General features: G+C 59.5%; 19 protein-coding genes and 2 tRNA genes (1 of these 21 only partly in view). 16 read left to right on the forward strand and 5 right to left on the reverse strand.

Annotation, left to right across the window (positions count from 1 at the left end):
• Window positions 1-3 precede the first annotated feature (3 nt).
• Window positions 4-525 carry a hypothetical protein gene (locus FVQ81_06045; protein ID MBW7996126.1) on the reverse strand — a complete coding sequence of 174 codons (522 nt, stop codon included), beginning with the start codon at window positions 523-525 and terminating at the stop codon, window positions 4-6.
• Between the two features lie 374 nt (window positions 526-899).
• Between FVQ81_06045 and FVQ81_06050 the strand changes: the two genes are divergently transcribed.
• The 4 genes from FVQ81_06050 to FVQ81_06065 are packed head-to-tail and all read left to right on the forward strand — an operon-like array spanning window position 900 to window position 3,224.
• Entirely contained in the window at window positions 900-1,286 is a 387-nt protein-coding gene (locus FVQ81_06050) for a hypothetical protein (GenBank protein MBW7996127.1), read from the forward strand.
• Window positions 1,283-2,161: a hypothetical protein gene (locus tag FVQ81_06055; GenBank protein MBW7996128.1), complete on the forward strand. Its 879-nt coding sequence runs from the start codon at window positions 1,283-1,285 to the stop codon at window positions 2,159-2,161. The genes FVQ81_06050 and FVQ81_06055 overlap by 4 nt, the downstream gene beginning before the upstream one ends.
• A 36-nt stretch (window positions 2,162-2,197) precedes the next feature.
• On the forward strand, window positions 2,198-2,587 hold the full coding sequence (locus FVQ81_06060) for a Rieske (2Fe-2S) protein (protein ID MBW7996129.1): 390 nt from the start codon (window positions 2,198-2,200) through the stop codon (window positions 2,585-2,587).
• Between the two features lie 4 nt (window positions 2,588-2,591).
• Window positions 2,592-3,224: a hypothetical protein gene (locus tag FVQ81_06065; protein ID MBW7996130.1), complete on the forward strand. Its 633-nt coding sequence runs from the start codon at window positions 2,592-2,594 to the stop codon at window positions 3,222-3,224.
• A gap of 371 nt (window positions 3,225-3,595) precedes the next feature.
• Here the strand turns inward: FVQ81_06065 and FVQ81_06070 are convergent.
• The 3 genes from FVQ81_06070 to FVQ81_06080 all read right to left on the reverse strand — a co-directional run bounded on the left by FVQ81_06070 (window position 3,596) and on the right by FVQ81_06080 (window position 5,002).
• Window positions 3,596-3,686, reverse strand: a tRNA-Ser gene (locus tag FVQ81_06070).
• Between the two features lie 96 nt (window positions 3,687-3,782).
• Window positions 3,783-4,049, reverse strand: coding sequence for an acyl carrier protein (locus tag FVQ81_06075; GenBank protein MBW7996131.1), 267 nt, complete (start codon window positions 4,047-4,049; stop codon window positions 3,783-3,785).
• 17 nt (window positions 4,050-4,066) lie between these two features.
• Window positions 4,067-5,002, reverse strand: a complete 936-nt coding sequence (locus tag FVQ81_06080) for a hypothetical protein (protein ID MBW7996132.1) — start codon at window positions 5,000-5,002, stop codon at window positions 4,067-4,069.
• 428 nt (window positions 5,003-5,430) lie between these two features.
• Here FVQ81_06080 and sucC point away from each other — a divergent pair, with 428 nt between their 5' ends.
• The 12 genes from sucC to FVQ81_06140 all read left to right on the forward strand — a co-directional run bounded on the left by sucC (window position 5,431) and on the right by FVQ81_06140 (window position 21,350).
• Window positions 5,431-6,606, forward strand: a complete 1,176-nt coding sequence (gene sucC, locus FVQ81_06085) for an ADP-forming succinate--CoA ligase subunit beta (GenBank protein ID MBW7996133.1) — start codon at window positions 5,431-5,433, stop codon at window positions 6,604-6,606.
• Window positions 6,603-7,475 (forward strand): succinate--CoA ligase subunit alpha, encoded by an 873-nt coding sequence (gene sucD, locus FVQ81_06090; GenBank protein MBW7996134.1) that lies wholly within the window; start codon window positions 6,603-6,605, stop codon window positions 7,473-7,475. The genes sucC and sucD overlap by 4 nt, the downstream gene beginning before the upstream one ends.
• 52 nt (window positions 7,476-7,527) lie before the next feature.
• On the forward strand, window positions 7,528-7,965 hold the full coding sequence (locus tag FVQ81_06095; protein ID MBW7996135.1) for a nucleoside-diphosphate kinase: 438 nt from the start codon (window positions 7,528-7,530) through the stop codon (window positions 7,963-7,965).
• Window positions 7,965-8,975 carry a thiamine-phosphate kinase gene (thiL, locus tag FVQ81_06100; GenBank protein ID MBW7996136.1) on the forward strand — a complete coding sequence of 337 codons (1,011 nt, stop codon included), beginning with the start codon at window positions 7,965-7,967 and terminating at the stop codon, window positions 8,973-8,975. Before FVQ81_06095 ends, thiL begins: the two co-directional genes overlap by 1 nt.
• 25 nt (window positions 8,976-9,000) lie before the next feature.
• Window positions 9,001-9,276, forward strand: coding sequence for an integration host factor subunit beta (locus FVQ81_06105; GenBank protein ID MBW7996137.1), 276 nt, complete (start codon window positions 9,001-9,003; stop codon window positions 9,274-9,276).
• A gap of 107 nt (window positions 9,277-9,383) precedes the next feature.
• Entirely contained in the window at window positions 9,384-10,808 is a 1,425-nt protein-coding gene (locus FVQ81_06110) for a glutamate--tRNA ligase (protein MBW7996138.1), read from the forward strand.
• Between the two features lie 120 nt (window positions 10,809-10,928).
• Window positions 10,929-13,373, forward strand: coding sequence for a hypothetical protein (locus tag FVQ81_06115; protein MBW7996139.1), 2,445 nt, complete (start codon window positions 10,929-10,931; stop codon window positions 13,371-13,373).
• 68 nt (window positions 13,374-13,441) lie between these two features.
• Window positions 13,442-13,517 (forward strand) — tRNA-Gln (locus tag FVQ81_06120).
• Window positions 13,518-14,433: 916 nt separating this feature from the next.
• Window positions 14,434-16,098: an L-lactate permease gene (locus tag FVQ81_06125; GenBank protein ID MBW7996140.1), complete on the forward strand. Its 1,665-nt coding sequence runs from the start codon at window positions 14,434-14,436 to the stop codon at window positions 16,096-16,098.
• A 3-nt stretch (window positions 16,099-16,101) separates the two neighbouring features.
• Window positions 16,102-17,151, forward strand: a complete 1,050-nt coding sequence (locus FVQ81_06130) for an MtaA/CmuA family methyltransferase (protein MBW7996141.1) — start codon at window positions 16,102-16,104, stop codon at window positions 17,149-17,151.
• Between the two features lie 92 nt (window positions 17,152-17,243).
• Complete coding sequence (locus FVQ81_06135; GenBank protein MBW7996142.1) at window positions 17,244-18,359, forward strand: alanine--glyoxylate aminotransferase family protein; 1,116 nt, start codon at window positions 17,244-17,246, stop codon at window positions 18,357-18,359.
• Window positions 18,360-18,464: 105 nt separating this feature from the next.
• Window positions 18,465-21,350, forward strand: a complete 2,886-nt coding sequence (locus FVQ81_06140) for an FAD-binding protein (protein ID MBW7996143.1) — start codon at window positions 18,465-18,467, stop codon at window positions 21,348-21,350.
• A gap of 22 nt (window positions 21,351-21,372) precedes the next feature.
• Here the strand turns inward: FVQ81_06140 and larA are convergent, their stop codons facing one another.
• Window positions 21,373-22,554, reverse strand: partial view of a nickel-dependent lactate racemase gene (gene larA / locus FVQ81_06145; GenBank protein MBW7996144.1) — the 3' portion only. The gene runs 108 nt beyond the window's last position; 1,182 of the gene's 1,290 nt are visible here — the last part of the coding sequence; its start codon lies beyond the right edge, outside the window; its stop codon occupies window positions 21,373-21,375.

Here is a 22,554-nt window from a genome sequence, read left to right on the forward strand (position 1 = left end):
ATCCTAGAGCAGCGGTTGTGGACCGGACCTGTAGCGGTTCTCCGCTTCCTTGCGCACGAATTTCAGCAGCCGCTCGCGGGTCTGAGGGTCGTTCAGCGCCTCGATCAGCAGGTTGATCAGCTCCTCCTCCAGGGCGGTCGGATGCCGACGGCCGTCGGTCACAAGATGGGGCAGCAGCGGCCCCGATCCCTCGGCCCCGAGCTTTTCCCTGACCCTGCAAATTACTTTCAGCAGGTGGGCTGCGTGGCGAGCCATCACGGCCAGCCGTTCCACATCAATCGCATCTTCCAGCATCGAACCGCTGCCGTCACGGATATACTGCTCCCGGACACCTGCCCTGGCCAGCCCCCGCTCCGCTTCCTCGCTCAGACCGCCCGCGCTTCCGCTGAACAGGCCGGTCAGGCTCTCGGCGGGGAGCTCCAGCAACTCCTCAAGTTCTCCCGGCTCCCGGCAATGGAAATGGTGCATCACCTCTAGCAGCCGGTCCAGCTGCTCCGGGTCTTTGGCTACACAGTCTTCGGTCACTCGAAGCCTCCATTTCAACATGATATCGACGTGGTGGAATCAAAGTGCTGTCACGGTTTCGTTATCTTAAAATAGCACAATCCGTTGACATCGTCCCCTTATCCGCCTAAACTATTGAAGTCTCGCCTTTCATCGCAGTAGCGAAGCCAGCGCGCCGGCCGCGAGCACCGGCTGATTGAGACCCTCATCGATAAATTATGCCGGAAGAATGGGTTAACATCCCGGCGTTTTTTTCGTTTAAGACCAAGAGAAAAAAGATTCTCAATCGTCTCACTGCCTAAAAGAGGCGGATATGACCGCTAGTTCCATCCGCGAGCTGATTTGCACGGATTATTGAATACCGCCTGAAATCAATCGTCCAAAGCGAGGACCAGATGACGAGATTAAGTTCGATCGGGATGGCGGCTTTGCTGATCTCGATGACATTGGCCGGGTGCGGTGATAAAATCGATCCCCTGATCGCACCACCGTCCAATGGGGGTAACGGAGGTATGACCGCCCCTACCTATGCGCAGGATATCAAGCCGATCCTGGACCAGAATTGCGTAATCTGCCATTCCACGGCGAATTCCGGTGCTCAGCGCAACGGCGCGCCGCTATCGGTCAATTTCGATACCTACGACCTGGCGGTGGCCAACTCCGGACGGGCCAGTATCCGGATCCAGGCCGGCACGATGCCGCCCACCGGAGCGCTGGACTTCGAACTGGTTGCTCTGTTCCTGGAATGGATCTCAGAGGGAATGCCGCGAGGTGAGATATGAAAAACTTGATACTGCTGACCGCCGCTGTCGCAATGCTGGCTTTCGCCGCCACTCTGCCCGCGCAGGAAGCCGTCGAGGAGGTCGAGGAGATCGAAGTGGTGCAGGACGTTTCGCAGGATGAAACGGGCTGGGAATCGGACAACTGGGCCACGATCGAGCGGGGGATCAACGTGATGACTCCGCGCACGATCCGCAAGAACTCGCTGCTGTTCCTGGTGGAGCACCGTACCCGCAAGCAGTTCGATCAGAACAGCTTCCACGACCTGGCCGGGTTCGATGCCGGCGGACTGAAAGTGGGTCTGGGCCTGCGCTATGCACCGGCCGACAATCTGGAACTCGGCTTTTACCGCCTCAACGGCCAAAGCGAACGGTTCGACACCTACGAGTTCGATCTCAAATACCGCATGCTGCGCCAGGACGTCCACGGCATAGACCTGGCCGCCAGGGCCGGGCTGAGCTGGTTCGCCCAGGACATGATCGATGACGCGTCGGGATTTATCGGCCAACTACTGGCCGGGGGCAAACTGAACAAGCACCTGCGGATAGGTACCGGCCTGCTGCTGCACACCGAGAGTTCCAGCGAATTGAAAAACTCGGCCGAGAAGGAGTACTCGGTTGCGGTGCCATTCCAGTTGGAGGTGCGTTTCAACGGCCGGTTCGTCTGGGAGTTCGAGGCAGTCACTCCAGTGGCCGGGTTTACCGCCCCGCATCCCGTGATTTCCACCGGCTTGAAAATTCTCACCTGGCGACATACATTCACCTTAGTCGTCAGCAACAGCCAGTATATGAGCGCCGACGGGATTGTGGCCGGCAGCCACCGTGCTTTGGACGATGCCGTGGTGGGATTCTGTATCACGCGTGAGTTCGGCCTGTGATACCCGTCGGTTAACTGTTTCCAAGGAGTGGACTAGGTGAAGCGACGCGAGGTACTCAAAGTTCTTGGCTCTTCGGCTGTCCTTGTCACGATCCTGCCAGAACTTGCCAGCGCCAAGAAACTGGCCCTGGGGCTGGACAAAGCCGAACAGCTCAAGAAAGTGGGCGGGTCGGCGATACTCAAGATCAAAGGTCAGGAAATCCTGTTCATCCGTGAATGCGAAGAGGTTATCCGGGCGCTGGACCCGGAATGCAAGCATCGTAAATGTACCGTGGAGTACGACAACGAGCAGAACCTGATTGTCTGCCCCTGTCACGGATCGACATACGACACCAAGGGCGAGGTGCTCAAGGGCCCGGCGACAGAGTCGCTGACCGCTTTCGAGGCCACGCTCTCCGGCGACAGGATCATCTTTTCCCTGGAATGAGCCGATGTACAAACTCAGCCGGGCGCTTCCCGCGCTGCTGCTTGCCGCAGTGCTGACGATTCATCCGGCGGCCCTGTTCGCCCGGTCCGACACTGCGGCGGCCGCCGAAGAGATCGAAGAAGTGGAAACGATCGAGGAAATCGAGGTTGTGGAAGATACAGGTCCCGGAGGGGAAAGCGAGAGTGATAAGCCGGGACTGTTCGGGACCATCGGCCGGTTCCACCCTGTTGTGCTTCACTTCCCTATCGCCTGGCTGATCCTGCTGGTCATAGTCGAAACCGTCTATCTGACCGGGATGGCCGGGGAGCTTAACCGCTGGGGACTGGCTCTGCTGGTGCTTACCCTGCTCAGTTTCATCCCGGCGGTTGTCAGCGGACTGGGGCTCGCCTCGACCCATGCTTCCTCCGCCGCGGAATTTGTGGACAAGATGCACCTGCACCGCAACTTCAATATCAGCTCGGGTCTGGTCCTGCTTGCGGCTCTGGCGCTCAGGCTGGTTATCGGTCAGTCCGCCGGGAACAAAGCCCGGATCGGTTATTTTATTCTGCTGCTGGCCGCCGCTGGGCTGCTGGGCTACGGCAGCAACCTGGGCGGAGAGATGGTCTGGGGCGAGGGCTTCCTGCCCATCCCCTTCTGAATGTTTTTACCACTAAAAACCCCGCGGCCATCCTGGCCGCGGGGCGTCAGTTCTACCGGAGGAACGCTTCCCCCTCCCGGAAACGCGGCAGTTGCAACAGCCGCGATGTTCCACCGGCCCGTGCGGGAGTTCCTTCCTCTCTCCAAAGCCCGGAAGCTCTCCCGGCATTGACAAAAGCAAGGCCTGTGCCACTCTTGACGCGGCACAGGCCTTTGTCAACCATATCCTTTTGAGACTTGAACCTGAGCCGCACTCGCCGACAACGCGGTACGAATAAACTCCACCTTGGCTGTTACTGCACTGGTAACATTGCTACCGGACCGGCGCAAAAAAAGGCCGGCAGGCCCTGTCGGGCTTCCGGCCTCTGCAACTGGCGGAGAGGGAGGGATTCGAACCCTCGGTAGAGTTGCCCCTACAACACCTTAGCAGGGTGCCGCCTTCAGCCAGCTCGGCCACCTCTCCGGTTACTTACAACCTCTTCAGATATCGAGCGTTAAGCTAAGTGAGGGTATCTGGGCTGTCAAGCTTTTTCGCCGCAGCGCTGCGCCTGAGGCGCGCTTACATTTCGCCCAGTTCCCCGGTGCCGTACTTCTCCAGGTAGGTCTCGATATAGTCGGCGATATCCCCCACTTTGGTCCAGCGCTTAAACCGTTCGTCGGTCACCAGGATGCTGAACTCCTCTTCGAGGCTCAGCACGAAATCGGCCATCCGGATCGATTCGATCTCCAGCAGGTCGATCGGCGTTCCCGCGTCAATTTTTTCGTTGGCGCACTTGTGGGCGCGCAGCAGATGGATCACGCTTTCCAGGTTCTTATGTTCAGCCATGGTTCCTCCGCAAGTTCCTAGTCCCGGCTCACCGACAGGTCGATCTCCGCTCCGTCGCGCTCCCTGCTCTCATTGCCCGCCTCGATAATCCTGATCACTTCCAGCGCGTTGCCGTAGTCGACCACTGGTTTGCCGCTGTCGAACGATTCGAGAATCGCTTCCATCATCCGCCGGTGATTTTCCGGATCGTTGAGCTGAACCACCCGCTGGCCGTTTTCGGCGGTGACAGTCACCGAGTACGCCTGCCCCTCCCAGCTATGGATCACCCCGGTGGCGCCATCGGCGAACTCCAGCAGCAGCAGGTGGCGACGGACGCCCTTGCTGATATTGCGCAGACGGATCACCGGGATCTCGAGCATCACTTCCATCATGATCTCGATCCCGTGGACACTGTAGCGCGCCAGGTCCTGCCAGCATGGACAGCAGACCGTCACTATCCGCGGACGGCCGAGTTTTGTTGCCAGCTCGTCTTTCAGCTCCATCAAAGCCTTGTCATAGCGCGTCGCGCTGCAGGTAGAGAGCACGGTGCGGTTCTGCTGGGCCGCCCGGATTATCGCCCGGGCGTCCGCTACCGAGGCGGCCAGGGGCTTATCCACATACACCGGCTTGCCGCGCAGCAGGAACGGCAGGGCCTGCTCGCGATGGTACTCGCCCCACATGTCGCAGACAAACGCGCCCTCGCCACGCTCTGCGGCCTGGTCAAGGGATTCGGCCAGCTCCGGCACATTCACCGCGGCCATCACCTCAAGGGCGAACGCGGGATTACGGCTCCAGGCGGTGCTGAAACACCACTCGCCACCGCCCACCATCGGACCCCAGTCCTTTTCAGGGAACAGCGGATGGGTCCAGGCCGGTGAATTTTTGACGAAAATCTCCCGCAGCCCGCCGTTGACATATCCGGCGAACACGTAGGGATGGCTGTTATTCAGTCCAACCAGCGCCAACTCACGCAATGCTGCAAATCTCCCTGCTCGATATCCGTTTTTCCCGTTTTTTCTTCAAACTTCAATTTGCGCCCAACTCCCGCTCTTTGCAAGGGGATTCGCACCCGCGCACACTCTTCCAAACTCAATTAGCCCTTGTCATCGGCGACATCTGGCTTTAAGTTGACTCTTTAAAAGCGTGTTGAAAAATAATGGATTCAGGATAAAAAGGCTGTCAAGGGCCGTTTCGAAGTCCAACTAGTTCGCAAAGATTATTCAGACGTCAAAGCTGATAACTAATTGATTATGCAGTATGTTAGAGCAGAAACGGCTTGCCTTGCCCTTGACAGCCAAAGCAGCTATACATTTCAATTTGGGGTGTTGAAGTCCTTTTTTCAACGCCCCTTTAAAGGCAATCGAGAAACAGTATCAACTGTAAATCATTCAAGGGGTAACGGTTGAAGATACACGAGTACCAGGCCAAAAGCCTGCTGCGAGGGGCTGGAGTGCCGGTTCCCGAGGGTGAGTTGTGTAATTCCCCCGAACAAGCCCGGGCGGCGGCTGAAAAGCTGCTGGAGCCTGGCAAGCCGATAGCGGTCAAGGCCCAGGTCCATGCAGGCGGACGCGGCAAGGGCGGCGGGATCAAGCTGGTCAAAACGGCCGATGAAGCCGAACAGCGGGCCCGCGAGATGCTGGGCTCGACCCTGGTTACACCCCAGACCGGACCCGAAGGCACCCTGGTCAACAAGGTGCTGCTGGAGCAGGGCGTGGATATCGCCTCCGAGCTTTACGCCGGGATCACGTTCGACCGCGGCAGCAGGATGGATGCGTTCATGGTCAGTACCCAGGGCGGCGTGGAAATCGAGAAAGTGGCCGCCGAGACCCCCGAGAAAATCCACAAGGAATTTATCGACCCCGTGCTGGGGATGCAGGCATACCAGGCCCGCAGGCTGGCGTACGCGCTGGGCCTGGGTGATGCCAACCGCGCGGCGATCAAGGTGTTCATGGCTCTCTACGAGGCCTACCGCAGCCTGGACGCATCGCTGGCCGAGATCAATCCACTGGTGGTTACTGGTGCCGGCGAGGTGATCGCGCTGGACGCGAAGATGAATTTCGACGACAACGCCCTGTTCCGCCACAAGGACGTCGCCAAAATGCGCGACCCCCTGGAAGAGGACCCGCTGGAACGCGAGGCCAACGAGTTCGGCCTCAACTATATCAAGCTCTCCGGCAACGTGGGCTGCATGGTCAACGGGGCCGGCCTGGCGATGGCGACGATGGACATAATCAAGCAGGCCGGCGGCGAACCGGCCAACTTCCTCGACGTGGGCGGCGGAGCCAACGTGGAGACTGTCGGCAACGGCTTCAAGATCATCACCAAAGACCCCAATGTCGGCGCGGTGCTGATCAACATCTTCGGCGGCATCGTCCGCTGCGACCGCGTGGCCCAGGGAGTTGTCGAGGCTATCGGCGGCGCTGGTATCGACACGCCGGTGGTGGTGCGCCTGCAGGGAACCAACGCCGAGGAGGGCAGGAAGATCATCCGGGACGCAGCACTCGGTTTCATCTGGGCGGATAATTTCATGGAGGCGGCCGAGAAAGCGGTGGCGGCGGCGAAAGGAGGCGCCGCGTGAGTATTCTGCTCAACAGGGACACGCGCGTGCTGGTGCAGGGAATCACCGGCGGCGAGGGCAGTTTCCACACCCGGCAGATGATCGAGTACGGCACCAGGGTGGTGGCCGGGGTCACTCCCGGACGCGGCGGGCAGAAGTTCGAGGACAAAGTGCCCGTGTTCGACACGGTCCGCGAGGCAGTGGACGCCACCGGAGCCAACGCGGCGGTGGTGTTCGTTCCGGCTGCGTTCGCGGCGGATGCGGTGATGGAGTCGGCGGAGAGCGGGATCCCGCTGGTGATCTGTATCACCGAGGGAGTGCCCGTTCAGGACATGGTAAAGGTCAGCCAGTTTATCGAGGGCCGTCCCACCCGCCTGATCGGACCCAACTGCCCCGGCATTATCAGTCCCGGCGCTTGCAAGATCGGGATCATGCCCGGCTTTATCCACAAACAAGGCCGGGTGGGAGTTGTCTCGCGCAGCGGCACGCTGACCTACGAGGCTGTCTGGCAGCTTACCGAGCGCGGGATCGGCCAGAGCACCTGTATCGGTATCGGCGGCGACCCTGTGGTCGGCACCACCCACCTCGATGCGCTCAAGCTGTTTAACGACGACCCGGACACCGATGCGGTCCTGCTGATCGGCGAGATCGGCGGAATGGCCGAGGAGGAGGCGGCCAGGTACGCACAGGAAAAAATGGACAAGCCGGTGGCCGCGTTTATCGCCGGGCGCACCGCTCCTCCGGGACGACGGATGGGTCACGCCGGGGCGATTGTCTCCGGCGGGGTCGGCACGGCCCAGAGCAAAATCGAGTTCCTGCGCGAGTGCGGAGTGGCAGTGGCCGAAAGCCCGGCCGAGATCGGCGCCACCGTGGAAGCGGTGTTGAAATAATTGAGCGGAATTGTGCGAATTCAGGTTTGACGGAGAAAGTGAATTGAGTGAAATGACCCTTGGCTTGATCAAGCCGGACGCAACCGGGGCCGGCAAGACGGGCGCGATAATCGCCCATATCGAAAGCAGGGGCTTTCGGATCGCGGCGATGAAAACGATGCGGATCGACAAAGTGACAGCCCGTGAGTTCTACGCCGAACACGATGGGAAGCTGTTTTTCGACGGCCTGGTCGAGTTTATCACCAGCGGCCCGGTGGTAGCCCTGGCGCTGGAAAGCGACAATGCGGTAACAAAATTCCGCGAGGTGATCGGCGCCACCGACCCGGCCGCCGCCGACGAGGGCACCGTGCGCAGGCTGTTCGCCGAAAGCCTGAGACGCAACGCGGTCCACGGCTCCGACTCGGCCGCCAGCGCCGAGCGCGAGCTGAAATTATTTTTCAGCCAGACCGAATTACTTCTGTCCCCGGACGGTCAGGATAAACCGGAGTAATCCCCGTGGGCGAGTTCGACGCGATCGGCAGGATCCGCGCTCTGGCGGAACAAGCCGCCGGAAATTCCCTGCTCAGCCTGGGGATCGGCGATGACTGCTGCCTGCTGGACTGCCCCGGCGGGGAACTGCTGGCCCTGAGTACGGACACGATGGTGGAGGGTGTGCATTTCAGCACCCGTTATTTCAGTTGGCGGGACGCGGCGGGACGCGCCTGCGCCGCCGCGATCAGCGACCTGGCGGCGATGGCAGCGGAGCCGGTGTGCATGCTGGCGGCGGCCACGGTGCCCAAAACCGGCGGCGAGAAGATACTCGACGAACTGGCCGAAGGCTTTCTGGAAGCGGCCTCGCTCTGGAACTGCCCGCTGGCCGGCGGCGACCTGGCATCCACGACAGGGCCGGTTACCCTGACGATTACGGTGGCCGGCAGGTGCGCGCCGGCTGCAGCTCTCAGGCGCAGCGGGGCTTCCCCCGGCGATGAGATCTGGATCACCGGGGAGTGCGGCGACCCCTCGGCCGCAATCGAGCTGCTGGAGCGCGCCGGGGCGGAATGCGGTTCAGCGCTGCAAAACCTGCCGGAAAATGTGCAAAACAGCCTGTTTCGCCCCACTCCCCGCCTGAGAGAGGCGGCGGAGCTGCTGGAGTTGGGCCCGCCCACGGCGATGATCGATGTGTCAGACGGCGTGGCCGCTGACACAGGCCATATCCTCGAAGAATCAGGCTGTGGCGCAGTTCTGGAGCGCAAAGCACTGCCGGCCGGAGAGTTTTCCCGCCGTCGGGCGGAGGACTGCGGGCTGCCTGCCGAGCATTATTTCCTGCACGGCGGCGAGGATTTTCAGTTGCTGTTTACGCTCAGGTCTGGTAAACTTGAGCAGACAGGCCGGGAGTTGAATTGCGGTACCCGGATAACCAGGATCGGGCGGATTACCGCCGAAACCGGCAAGCTGCTGATTGAAAACAGCGATGGAACGCTTGAGCCTCTCGAGCGGAGTGGTTTCGACCACCTGGCGTAGAACGCCGCAAAACGTGGAGTAAGCGATGAACAAACTGGAGTTGATCGAACAGGTCGCCGATAAAACCGGCCAGAGTAAAAGCGTGGCCCGCGAGGTACTGGACAGCCTGCTGGATACTGTCGAGCAGGCTCTGGTCTCTGGAAACTCGATCGAGATCAGGGGTTTCGGCTCATTCAAGGTCAAGCGGCGCAAGAGCCAGATTGCCCGCAACCCGCGCACGGGCGAGAAAGTGGAGGTCCCGAGCCGGTTCGTGCCCGTGTTCAAGCCGTCGAAAAACCTGGCCGGGAAAGTTGACCGGTAACCCCTACTGCTCATTTGATACGACAAAGCATTCACGGATAAAATAAACGGGGGGCGAGTGATCGCACCCCGTTTTTTCACCACGGAAAATATCAGGAAAGGCGCCAAGTGAGCGGCACACCGGTTGTCCGTTTCGCGCCCAGCCCCACCGGCTATCTTCATCTCGGCGGGGCGCGCACCGCATTGTTCAACTACCTGTTTGCCCGGCATCACGGCGGAACGTTCCTGCTGCGAATCGAGGACACCGACCGCGAGCGCTCCACCCCCGAGGCCACGGCGGTGATCCTGGAGGGTTTGCGCTGGCTGGGACTGGACTGGGACGGCGGGATTGTGCACCAGAGCGCCGGGATCGAACGTCACAAGCAGGCGGCCGAACGTCTGATGGCCCGGGGCGACGCCTACCGCTGTTTCTGCGCGCCGGAGGAACTGGCCGCCAAGCGCGAACTGGCCATGCAGCAGAAGCGCGATCCGCTCTACGACGGCTCCTGCCGGGCACTCTCGGAGGCCGAAAGCGACAGAAGAGCCGACTCCGGCGAAAAATTCGCGGTCCGGTTCAGGACACCCGGGGGGCGGACAACGTTCGAGGACCTGGTCCATGGCGAGCTGGGGGCCGACAATTCCACGCTCGATGATTTCATTATCCAGCGCTCCGACGGCTCCCCCACTTACATGCTGGCCGTGGTTGCCGATGATATCGAAATGGGGATCACCCACGTGATTCGCGGCGACGACCATATATCCAATACGCCGAAACAGATCCTGCTCTACCGCGCACTGGATAAACCGGTTCCCCGCTTCGCCCATGTACCGCTGATCCTGGGACCGGACAGGAAACGTCTCAGCAAGCGCCACGGAGCCACCGGCCTCACCGAGTACCGCGACCAGGGCTTCCTGGCGCCCGCCCTGTTCAATTTCCTGGCCCTGCTGGGCTGGTCACCCGGCGATGACCGCGAGATCATGGGAGTCCGGGAGCTTATCACCACGTTCGAGCTGAGCGGGATCAACACCCGCAACGCCGTTTTCGACCCGCAGAAGCTGGAATGGATGAACGGCCGGTATATCAGTGCCACGGACAATGAGACCTTGCTGGAGCTGGCGCGGGCTGATTTCGAGCGGGAGGGCCTGCTTGACGCCGCCCCAAACGATCAACACGTGCTGGCCGCTATCGGCCTGGCCAAGGAACGCTGCCGGGTGACCGGCGAACTGGCGCCGCGCAGCCGCTTTTTCTTCCCGGTTACAATAGAGTATGATCCGCAGGCGGTAAAAAAGATCTGGAAGGACAACACCCCGGACTTGCTTGGCCGGGCCAAAGAGGTGCTGAGCGGATTGGACGACTGGAGCGAGGAGCCCCTGGAGGAAAAAATCCGCGCTCTGGCAGAAAACTTGCAGATTGGCGCCGGTAAGCTGATTCAGTCCCTGCGGCTGGCGGTAACCGGAACTAACGTAAGTCCGGGTATTTTCGAGACTTTAGCGGTTATCGGCCGGGATATTTCTTTGGAGCGGATTGAGCGGGCAATCAACGAACTGGGTTGATCCGGGCAGGCATTTACTTCCCGCTTCGGCTGGATTTTCCGTGGACGGAATCTTATAATTAGCAATGGAGTACTTGAATTAAGGCCGTTTTCTCAAATTTGACTCATGCCGGGATGCAAGATGGTTAGCAGTCGCACAGTTCACCTGATGCTGATTCTTGCGCTGGGAGTAATTTCCCTGCCGCAGAGCGCAGCCGCACAGATTCCCGCCGCCACTGATATGATCACCAACGGTGACGTCAATCTCGACGGGATGTTCGACATCTTCGACATCATGCGGCTCGAACGGACCGTGGCCCTCGGCCTGGGTGCGAAGGACGAGGAACTCAGCGCCGGCGATGTTGACGGTAACGGGCGGCTGGACAAGTTCGATCTGCTGGTGCTGAACGAGGCGCTCTCGCGGGCCAACGAGGGCCAGTCGATGTTCGACGCGGTAAAGTCTGCAATCGAAGGGGACTTGAGCAAAGCCACCGACAACGTGGAAACCTATCTCGACCTTTCCAGGTTCTTCAGCAAGGAAAACATGCTTCAGCGCTCGCGCAGCGTGCTGGAGAGCATCCTGGAAGCCCTTGAAACAGACCATCCCCTCTATAATCAGATAGTCGGCGCACTCAACTCCGTCAGGCAGTCTCAGATGCGCGAGATCGAAGCGGCGGAGGATTTCCTGAATCAGGACCCCTATGAGGCCGCGGGCAACATGGCCGGCAAGACGAGTCTCCGCCGTTCCGTGGTCCAGCTCAAGGGCAAGCTGTCCAAGCTGATGAACGATCAGCAGTTCAGCGCCCACTACAACAGCAAGCGGGTCAAGAGCCAGCTCGGCGACCTGATGGACGATATGCTGCGAAAGGTCGGCAACGATCAGATGGTGGACGCCGGAGCATTCGACCAGCTTAACACCCAGATCCGCGGTATTCTGGAAAACCCCGAGAACCTGGTTAAGCAGCTTACTGCCCAGCAACGAAACAGGATCAAAAACCTGGTCGATACGTCCACCATTGCGATGCGCCAGGAGGCAGTCAGGTTAAACCAGGATTTTATTAAAAGCCCGGGGACAGCTGCCTCGGGCGGCACAAGTCTCGCAGGGATGGGTGAAACGACACTCAACCGGAACGTAAACCGCCTGGAGCGCAACCTGCGCACTGAGAATATGTCCGCCCAGGGCCGGGCGCCGGCCAACGCGCCGTTGCTCCAACCGGACACGATCAGTCTTGTCACGCCTCAATACGTCCTCAGTTGGGACGTGTCCAATATACTGGGCGCCAAGAATGCTGCCTTGGAGATCGGCAAGGCCAACGCCAAATTTTCGAACCCGCGGGGTACCTCTCCCGATAAGAAAGCCACTCTGTTCTACACGCCGTCGCTTGGCACGGTCAAGGGCGAGCGCCGCGGCAACGCGCTGGAGCTCGAGGGAGTTGGTACATACTATTACCGCGTGGCCGCGCTAAACACCCGGGGCGAGCTGATCAGCCGGTTCAGCGACGCCACTCCGCTGGCAGTCGTTCACAACAATTTGAATATCGCCGCCACCAGGCCGGACGTGGACCAGAAGACAGCCTCGCCTCAGAATCCGGACTATTCATTCCACTGGGACGTGAGCAATGTGGTGGGCGCGCGTGACGCGGCCGTGGAAATCACGAAGCCCGACGCTTCTTTCGGCAATCCCAACGGCCGGGCCCGCGACAGGCTGAATGCGTTCTTTTTCAATCCATCACTGGGCCGAATCAGCGGTACGTACAACTCGAGTATCAATGGCCTGGCCGGTCCGGGCAGATACCTGTTCCGCGTGATCGCGGTCAGTGCCAACAGTGATTTCATGGGCCAGTGGTCGGATCCCGAGACTTTGTTCGTGACCGACGGCGAGGGTTCGATGCCCTATCCGGAACCTGGTCCGGATGGCGGGACGCCGGAACTGACAGAAGTACCCCAGTCCCCGGAAATCGAGTCGAGCGACGATGGGTTCAGCGTGAAATGGGATGTCGGCACGATCGATAATGCCAGCGGTGTTAATTTCGAGCTTGCCCGGCTGAGCAGTGAGGACGGAGGCGGCGAAGTGGAAGAGGTTATCATCAGCGAAGCCCTGGACAGTACTTCAGGCCGGCTCGAAGTTGACAGCGGGCTACTCGACCAGCCTGGACGCTACCAGGCCAGGGTGGCGGCCGTGGATTCTGCGGGAAACCTGCTCAGCAGTTGGAGCGAGCCGTCGATTCTGAATGTCGAGCGGCAGGGAAACTCAGCGAGGGACACACTGACCTCGTCCAGCCAATCTCAGGAAACACAGTCGGCTCAAACTTCAGTACCGGCCGGCGACGAAAGCGCATCGGCTGCGGCCTCCAAGCCGGCTCAGAACGGTCAGCAGGCGGCGCCATCCGGCAAAGGCCTGGAGGTCAGCAGCAACAACACTCCTCTTTACGAGCAGAATAACCCGTCGAGTCATGAGATCGCATCGCTGCAGAAAGGCGAAAAACTGATCCTTGTCGTCACCAACGGCCTCTGGCACAACGTCTACTATCCGATGGGCGGCAAGTACGGCTGGGTGTTGTCGTTTAACGTCATCGCATCAGATTAGCAGGCCCGCTCCGCGGTGCATAAGCCCTTGACAGCACGTATGATTGGTTTTAGTTTAGCAAACATTATTGCCCGATGGTGTAATTGGCAACACGCCTGACTCTGGATCAGGAGAGTCCAGGTTCGAACCCTGGTCGGGCAACCATATTTGATCGGGGGTTGCGCCGATTTCCGACACAGAGATCAGGCATGTTCGAATGATAACTGTGTCAGATCGTGTCGGTTCCCCTTCCGAGAAAGCCTTAGATGAGTTCAGATCTAAGGCTTTTTATTTTGAGCCCCCTATTTTGGTTAGCTTCGGCAACTCGTTCCATGACAGCTGCTTACGAGTGATATAGCCTTGTGTCACTCTAATATCTGAATAACCAAGAAGTTCCTTGGCATCTTCAGTCCTGCCACCAATAGCAGCTTTCATTATCTCAGTCACCTCTTCGCTAGCTGAAAAAGTCTTCATTTCCCTAGTATGTCGTCAGGACATGTTGGATAGTTGTTGATGAAAATCAAGGCGTAGGTCTCAGCAATTGCATATGAAGTTGATAGTCGATGGTTATGCGAAGGGGGTCAGGCGAAAGCAGCAGACTTAACTCAATCCACTAGCTATTGTAAAGAACGTTTAAATCAATGGCGGGTCTGTCGATACTATTTTAAAACTTTTCTGGCGGAGATGTCGGAGGAGTTAGCAGAGCTGATTCAGGAGGTGACGGCTTGAATTCCATCATATACTGCTGATTCGTTTTCGCGGGGAGCAGGCCACACAACGGACGCAGAAGGCAGCACCTGTCGCCGAGGGATGTTATCAAACGGGAAACTCTGAGGACGAGGAAGACCTTTAACCTCGGAAAAGGAGGACGTAAAAATCATTTGCAATTACTGAGTTCTACACCTTAATTTTGAACGTCAACGGTCCAACATGTCCTGACGACATACTGACCTGACCCAGGTGCAGTTCGCCGCGAAGCTCGGTGTGACCTTCAACTTGTCCAAAAAAGCCCCGCGCCCGGAATGGACCAACTGTCTGATCTCCGGCAGAGCAATCACCGGTTTCCACAAAGGATGACCGCTTGTACTCGCTACTGGCCCTGACTCCTATAGTTACCGTATTCGTATTCCTGGTGATTTTCCGTCTGCCGGCGAAAAAGACGATGCCGCTGGCCCTGGCGGTCACGTCGATGCTGGCCATGACTGTCTGGGGAGTGTCCGCTAAGCTGGTGGCGGCGTCGATCATTCAGGGGCTGGTGGTTACGGCCTCGATACTGTGGATCATTTTCGGTGCGCTGCTAATGCTCAACGCGCTGATCAACAGCGGCGCGGTGAACACCATTCGCCGAGGGTTCATCAACATATCGACGGACAGGCGGGTCCAGGCCATGATCGTCGCCTGGATGTTCGGCGCGTTTATCGAAGGGGCCGCCGGTTTCGGCACTCCGGCAGCCGTGGCCGCTCCCCTGCTGATGGCTCTCGGCTTTCCGGCCATGGCCGCGGTGACCATGTCGCTGATCATCCAGAGTACTCCGGTGTCTTTTGGCGGCGCCGGTACCCCTATCCTGCTGGGAGTGCACACGGGCCTGGATAACCCGGTTGTGAAAGAAGCCCTGGCCAGTGCCGGAATGCCGTACATGGATTACGTCAAGGCGATCGGCTGGAACGTGGCAATTATGCACGGGATCATTGGGGTGCTGATCCCTCTGTTTCTCTCGGTGACGCTGACACGCTTTTTCAGCAAAGAGAAATCCATTGCCAAGGGGTTGGAAGCAGCCCCGTTCGCCATTTTTGCCGGGCTGGCCCTGTGCGTGCCCTATGTGCTGCTGGCTTACTTTCTGGGCCCGGAGTTCCCCTCGCTGGTGGGGGGACTGATCGGCCTGGGGATCATCGTGATTGCCGCCAAAAACAATTTTCTAACCCCCAGGGAGCCGTGGGATTTTCCCGAAAAAGAGCAGTGGGAGCCGGAGTGGTCGGGCACTTATAACGTCGAGTTAAGCCAGGAGCGGCCCGGGATGACCATGTTCAAGGCCTGGATCCCATATGTGTTGGTGGGCCTGTTCCTGGTACTCAGCCGCACGGTGCCGGTCTTCAAATCCATCCTCACGGCCTGGACGATCCGGCTGGAGAATATCCTGGGCACCGGCATCAGCGCCGATGCTCAGCCGCTCTATCTGCCCGGTTTTATTTTCGTCCTGGCGGTGTTATGTACCTTTTTTATCCAGAAGATGCGGCCGGGTGAACTGGGGCGTGCTACCGTCACGGCCGCCAAGACATCGGTAAAAGCAGCTTTCGCCCTGGGATTTGCCATCCCCATGGTCAGAGTGTTCATCAACTCGGGCGTCAACACCAGCGGCCTGGAGAGCATGCCCATGGAACTGGCCGCCGGAGTAGCCGACCTGGCCGGGAACACCTGGACGGGTTTTGCCGCCGTTATTGGAGCCATGGGAGCATTTATCGCCGGCAGCAACACGATCAGCAATATGATGTTCGCCCTGTTTCAGTACGGAGTTGCCACCAAGATCGGCGTATCTCAGTCGCTAATCGTGGCGCTGCAGGCGGTAGGCGGAGCCGCGGGAAACATGATCACCGTGCACAACGTGGTGGCCGCCGCGGCCGTGGTGGGCCTGATGGACAGGGAGGGCGAAATTATCCGCAAAACGCTCATCCCCCTGGTCTATTATCTGATCATGTCAGCCGTGCTGGGATTTGCCCTGGTAGCTATCGGTTTCGGAATCAAGCTCTAGAACATAGGGAGGACCCCTGTCTGCAACCGCTCCCCGGAGAGAATCCCTGTGAAACCACGGGACATATTCCTGAGCGCGCTCAAGCGCGGCCGGACTCTCCGCCCGGCCGTGGGCAGTGCCACCTCGGTAGTCACCGCCGACCTGATGGACAAACTGGGCGTCCGCTTTCCCCAGGCGCACCTGGATGCCGAAAAGATGGCCCGCCTGGCCAGTGCCGGCCATACGGTGCTGGGTTACGACAATGTCATGCCGCTCTTCAGCGTCGTGCACGAAGCGGCGGCCCTGGGCTGCCGGGTGGATTGGGGAGCTGCAGATTGCATGCCCACGGTCAGCGGTGTCCTCTGCCCCTCCATTTCCGATCCCTTGGATGTTCCCCCTGATTTCCTTAAAAATGAAGCCTGCGCAGTGCCGCTCGAGGCCCTGGCTATCCTGAAAAAAACTTTCGGGGATGAAGTGGCGGTGGTGGGCAAGGTGTTCGGACCCTGGACGCTGGCCTATCACATCTACGGCATCGAGAATTTTCTGATCGCCAGCGTGGAGCAGCCCGGTGAAGTGAAAAAGGCCCTGCACGGCCTGATGGAGGTGACAATCCGCTTCGGCAGGGCCCAACTGGCAGCCGGGGCCGACGCCCTGACCCTGGCTGACCACTGTACCCGTGACCTCTGTTCTCCGGAAACCTACCGGGATTTTCTGGCCGGAATACACCGGCAACTGCGCCTGAGCCTGGGCTGCCCGCTGCTGCTTCACATTTGCGGTGACACCTCGGATCGTATATCCTATATCAGGAACACCGGTATCGAATGCTTTCATTACGATTCCAAAATACCCGCGTCCTCGGCCCGCACCCTGGCGGGAGACGGACTGGCTCTGATGGGCGGCACCAGTAATCTGGCGGTGGTCAGAGACGGCACGCCCGAATTGATAACCGCCGACGTGCGGGAAAAGCTGGCAAGTAATATCGACATCATCGGACCCGAGTGCGCCGTGCCGCTTGACGCCCCGTGGCAAAACCTGCGTATGATAGCCGATGAGGTCCACCGGCTGTGCAATTGACCATTTTGCCTATCCCGGCGAAAACCGGATGAGGGGATTTTCAGACAGTAATAATATGTTCCTGACAATTATTAAAAAATTTGGAGGTTGATATGTCTGTGCCGGGTGAGTTGAATCCTCCCGTTAGAGTCCTGATGGGCCCGGGACCCAGCGAGGCGCACCCCAGGATACTGCGAGCCATGGCTACTCCGCTGCTCGGCCACCTGGACCCCTGTTTCCTGGATATTATGGATGAGGTCAGGGACATGCTGAGGCAGGTTTTCCGCACCGGCAACGAACTGACAATCCCGATATCCGCCACCGGCAGCGCGGGGATGGAGGCCGCTCTGGTTAACCTGCTGGAACCGGGAGACGAAGCCCTGGTTTGCGTCAACGGAGTTTTCGGCAACCGAATGTGTGATATTGTGGGCCGCTGCGGAGCCAGGCTGGTCCGGGTGGACGCTCCCTGGGGCAGCCCCATCGATCCCCGGCAGGTCAAAGAGGCGCTGACGGGCTGCCGGCCGAAACTGCTGGGGATCATCCATGCCGAAACTTCCACCGGCGTGCTCCAGCCGCTCGAAGAGATCAGCCGGCTGGCTCACCAGGCCGGGGCCCTGTTCCTGGTGGACACGGTCACCTCGCTGGGCGGCGTCGACGTGCGAGTGGACGAGTGGGAGATAGATGCGGTCTACAGCGGGACCCAGAAATGTCTGGGCGCCCCGCCGGGGCTCTCGCCGGTATCGTTTAGCAGCCGGGCGCTCGAGGTGATGGACAGCAGGAAAAGCAAGGTCCAGAGCTGGTACCTGGATTTGAGCATGGTCAGGAAATACTGGGGTGAGGAACGGGTGTACCATCACACTGCGCCCATTTCCTCGATCTACGCACTGCGCGAAAGCCTGAGGATTGTGCTGGAAGAGGGCCTGGAGGTCCGTTTTGCCAGGCACAAAGCCAATAGCGAGTTGTTGCGGGCCGGACTGGAAAAACTGGGTTTCGAGTACCTGGTGGCCCCCGAATACCGGCTGCCCATGCTGAACGCGGTTAAAATCCCGGCCGGGCTGGAGGACGCTCCCACCAGGCGCAAGCTGCTGGAGCGATACAATATCGAGATCGGCGCCGGGCTGGGTGAATTGGCCGGCAAGGTCTGGCGCATCGGGCTGATGGGCTACAGCTCATCGGAGAACAATGTCAATCTGCTACTCTCCGCTATCGGCAAGCTGATGAACGGCTAGTGGCATGTTGCACCGGTCCGTCTGCCTATTGGCCGGTGTACTGATTTAAAAAATCGGGCGCGTTGAGGTGGTTATGAGTAACCAGACCCGCTCAGGAGTTATCGGATGACCAACCCGGGCAAATTACGTTCACTGGAACAGGCACTGGTCTGCCGCCTGCGCGGAGAAGTGCTGTTCGATCAGGTCACCCGGGGCATCTATGCCACCGATGCAAGCAACTACATGATGACGCCCGTAGCTGTGGTACTGCCTGTAGACGAAGACGATGTGATCGCGGTGGCCGAAATTGCCGCCGAGCTGGGGGTGAGCATTTTGCCGCGTGGGGGGGGGACCAGCCTGGCCGGCCAGGCGGTGGGAGAATCGTTGGTCATCGATTTCACCAAGCACATGAACCGGGTTATCGAAGTAAACGAACAGGAGCGATGGGCAAGGGTCCAGCCCGGAGTGGTCCGCGACAACCTGAACGCAGAGCTTGCTGGCTGCGGCCTGCATTTTGCCCCGGATCCCGCCACCACCAGCCGGGCCACTGTGGGAGGGATGATCGGCAACAACTCTTCGGGCACCAAAAGTATAGTGTACGGCAAGACGGTGGACCATACCCTGGAGACCAGGGTGGTCCTGGCCGGTGGCCAGGTGCTGGAGCTGGCCAATCTGTCCGCCGGGGAATATGCCGCCCGCAGCGCCGGAACAGGCCGCGAGGGGGAAGTTCTGCGCGGGTTCAAGCAGATTGTGGACGGTAACCGGGAGGAGATCCTGCGCACTTTTCCCAAGGTGATGCGCCGGGTGGGAGGCTACAACCTGGACGAATTTCCCGGAGACGGGGACTGGAATCTGGCCAAGCTGATCGTGGGCAGCGAAGGAACCCTGGCCAGCCTGACCGAGGCTAAAATCAACCTGGAACCCCTGCCCGGACACGCCGTACTCTGCGTGGTCCATTTCAGCGACTTGCTTGAGGCGATCCGGGGGGTTGAGCCGATTCTGGCCCACGGGCCCTCGGCTGTGGAAATCCTGGACCGCACGGTGATGACCCTGGCCAGGGAAAACCGCTCGACAGCATCGTTGTGCGACTTTCTTCAAAGCGATCCGGAGGCGGTGCTGATTGTGGAATTCTTTGGGGACACTCTGGAGGAAGCTCTCGGCAAGGCCGAAAAACTGCAAAGCGAACTGCGCAGTCAGCAGGTGGGCTACGCCTGCCCGCTACTGAGTGACCGGGAGTCGATGGCCAGGGTCTGGACGGTGAGGAAAAAGGGCCTGGGCTTGCTGCTGGGTATGAAAGGGGAACGTAAACCAATCCCCTTTATCGAGGATGCCTGCGTGCCGACCGCCGTGCTGGCTGAATATGTGGACCAGGTGATGGATATCTGCCGGGAACAGGAAACCCGGCTGGTAATGTACGCCCATGCCAGCGTGGGGGTTATCCATCTGCGCCCGGTGCTTGATCTGGCCCGGAGCACTGACATCGAGAGGATGAAAGCCATCGCCGAGGGGGCGTTCGAACTGGTGAAGCGTTACGGCGGATCCTGGAGCAGCGAGCATGGGGACGGGCTGGCCCGCAGTCCGTTTCTGGAAAGGTTTTACGGGCCCAGGATTTACAGCGTTTTCACCGAGGTCAAAAGGCTTTTCGACCCGGCCGGGCTGATGAATCCGGGCAAGATTATCGCTGCTCCGCCGATGGACGGGAACCTGCGCTACGGGACCGCGTACCAGCGGCCCGAGCTGGCTTCGAAATTCAGCTTCAGTGACTTCGGCGGTTTTACCGCAGCGGTGGAAATGTGCAGCGGAGTTGGCGAGTGCCGCAAGACTCTGACCGGTACCATGTGCCCAAGCTACATGGCCACCCGCGATGAGGAACATTCCACCCGGGGCAGGGCCAATGCCCTGCGTCTGGCCATGACCGGCGGATTCGGCCCGGACGGGCTGACCAGCAAGCGGCTTTACGAGGCTCTTGACCTGTGCCTCAGTTGCAAAGCCTGCAAATCAGAGTGTCCGAGCAATGTGGACATGGCCAGGCTGAAAAGCGAGTTCCTGCACAGGTACCACCTGCGGCACGGCAGTACGGTGCGCGAAAAGGCCGTGGCCTCCTCTTTGAGCCTGTCCCGGTTTTTTTCGGGATGGAAAGCTCCGCTGGCCAATTTGCCGCTGAAGTCCAGCCTGTTCCGGACATTGCTGGAAAAGACGGCCGGGTTTGACCGGCGCAGAGTGCTGCCCCTGTACGCCAGGGAAACTTTTCAGCGCTGGTTCGCAGTGCGGCAGGCTAACGTTTCGGCAAAAAGAGTGGTGCTTTTCGACGACTGCTACCTGAACTACAATGAACCTCAAGTGGGCTCCTCGGCAGTGGAGTTGCTGGAATCGTGCGGCTACCAGGTGGCGTCGGCCCGGGCCGGCTGTTGCCAGCGCCCCAGAATCTCACATGGCTATCTTGACCAGGCCCGCCGCGATGGAGAAAAAACCCTGCGCCGGCTGGACGAATTTATCCGCCAGGGACTGCAGGTGGTGGTTTGCGAGCCCAGTTGCGCATCCGCGCTTACCGACGACCTTCCAGAGCTGATCGACGATCCTGGCCTAGCAGGCAGGATCAGAGAAAACGTGCTGATGATCGACGTCTTCCTGCAAAACGAGATCGATCGCGGCAGGCTGGATATCGGCTTCACCGCTCGGGTGAAGAAGGTTTCGCTCCACGGACACTGCCATCAGAAAGCCCTTTACGGTTCCACGGCAATGATGAAAATCCTGGGCCGGGTGCCCGGCCTGGCTGTCTCTGAAATTGATTCGGGCTGCTGCGGCATGGCCGGTTCATTCGGCTATGAAAGGGAGCACTACGAGCTTTCTCTAAAAATAGGCGAGGACCGGTTGTTTCCGGCCGTAAGAAAGCTGAGCGAGGACACGGCGCTGGTGGCTTGCGGTTTCAGTTGCAGGCATCAGATCGAGCACGCTACCGGCGTAAAAGCCCTGCACTGGGTGGAAACGATTCGTGGCAAGCTCCAAGGCTGATTGTCCGAAGCGGGTACGATACTCAGCCGGCGATGAAGGGAATGGTCTGCGGACCCTGGGGCAGCACGCAGACCGAAGCTCCGGGGCCGATTTTTGCTGCCAGATTTTTTACCGTGTAATCTATGCTGCGGCAAGGTTTGAGATGGGCTCCGCTAATCTGGTCATCAGTCAGGTTCCGGCTGTAAAGGTACACTTCCGCCTTGCTGCAAACAAGGGCCAGCAACTGGGCCTCCCACATGTCCTGCACGTGAAAGCCTGGCTCCCGGAGAGTTTCAAGCAAAGAACCGATATCCTTGGCCTGGTGCAGCAGGCGGGCGAATTCGCCATGGTCGGGGATACCGTCCCAGCAATCGGCGGCCACGATAATACTGCCTCCCGGCTTGACAATGTTGGCCGCCGCGCTCATTCCCTTGACCGCCTGATAAAGATTCAGGTCCAGGGGGTAACCCGAATTGCTGCTGATTACGATATCGAATGGTTGACTGACAGGGACCATCGCCCGCTCCCGGACAAAAGCGCAGCCGGTTTCGTGAGCTTTTTTATAATCTCCGGCAAACACTCGGGTAATCTGCTTGTTCCGGTTCAGCGCCACGTTTAGCAGAAATGCCGGCGGAGCAAGGGAGACGGCCTGGCGCACGTCCTCCCAAACCGGATTGCCCTCGGTTACGCCCCAGGTGGCCAGCGGGCTGTCGAGGTTTTTCACGCTATGGTTTCTGCAGATGGTATCCAGGGAGGCAAGGCCCGGCATGCACGCCTTGCCTCCACCTGAAAATCCTGCAAAGAAGTGGGGCTCGATAAACCCGCTAAGGATTTTCACTGTGCAGTCAAGGTACTCCCGGTGCAGCAGGATCTCGTTCCCGTCCGCTGTCGTTCCGACCGGGACGTGCGAGTCCCGGTTATTGGCATCGTTCTGAATTATTTTGTAATTGGCGGCTATCTCCTCTCCCAGCATTTCCGTTAGCTCGGATACGGTATTGGGCCGGTGAGTTCCTGTGGCGTTAAAGAGCATTATCCGATCGCGGGAGAGAGGGCCTAGTTCGTCGAGGATAGCGGAAATAAGCAAGCGGTTCGGCGCCGGCCGGGTGAGATCGCTGAATACTATACCGATCGTGTCTTCGGGCCCGATCAACGAATTCAACGCCTGGCAGCCGATCGGCTGGCGCAGGGCCGCCCGGAGCGCCCCGGCCTGGTCGGGCAGGCCCTC

This window comes from Candidatus Glassbacteria bacterium (assembly GCA_019456185.1).
In the GTDB taxonomy this organism is placed as follows: Bacteria; Gemmatimonadota; Glassbacteria; order GWA2-58-10; family GWA2-58-10; genus JAJRTS01.

What these genes read in the sequence shown, in the direction of transcription:
- FVQ81_06050 (MBW7996127.1), top strand. Translation starts at nt 900, where the DNA reads ATGACGAGATTAAGTTCGATCGGGATGGCGGCTTTGCTGATCTCGATG.
- FVQ81_06055 (MBW7996128.1), top strand. Translation starts at nt 1,283, where the DNA reads ATGAAAAACTTGATACTGCTGACCGCCGCTGTCGCAATGCTGGCTTTC.
- FVQ81_06065 (MBW7996130.1), top strand. Translation starts at nt 2,592, where the DNA reads ATGTACAAACTCAGCCGGGCGCTTCCCGCGCTGCTGCTTGCCGCAGTG.
- FVQ81_06075 (MBW7996131.1), bottom strand. Translation starts at nt 4,049, where the DNA reads ATGGCTGAACATAAGAACCTGGAAAGCGTGATCCATCTGCTGCGCGCC.
- FVQ81_06095 (MBW7996135.1), top strand. Translation starts at nt 7,528, where the DNA reads ATGACCCTTGGCTTGATCAAGCCGGACGCAACCGGGGCCGGCAAGACG.
- FVQ81_06105 (MBW7996137.1), top strand. Translation starts at nt 9,001, where the DNA reads ATGAACAAACTGGAGTTGATCGAACAGGTCGCCGATAAAACCGGCCAG.
- FVQ81_06115 (MBW7996139.1), top strand. Translation starts at nt 10,929, where the DNA reads ATGGTTAGCAGTCGCACAGTTCACCTGATGCTGATTCTTGCGCTGGGA.
- FVQ81_06135 (MBW7996142.1), top strand. Translation starts at nt 17,244, where the DNA reads ATGTCTGTGCCGGGTGAGTTGAATCCTCCCGTTAGAGTCCTGATGGGC.
- FVQ81_06140 (MBW7996143.1), top strand. Translation starts at nt 18,465, where the DNA reads ATGACCAACCCGGGCAAATTACGTTCACTGGAACAGGCACTGGTCTGC.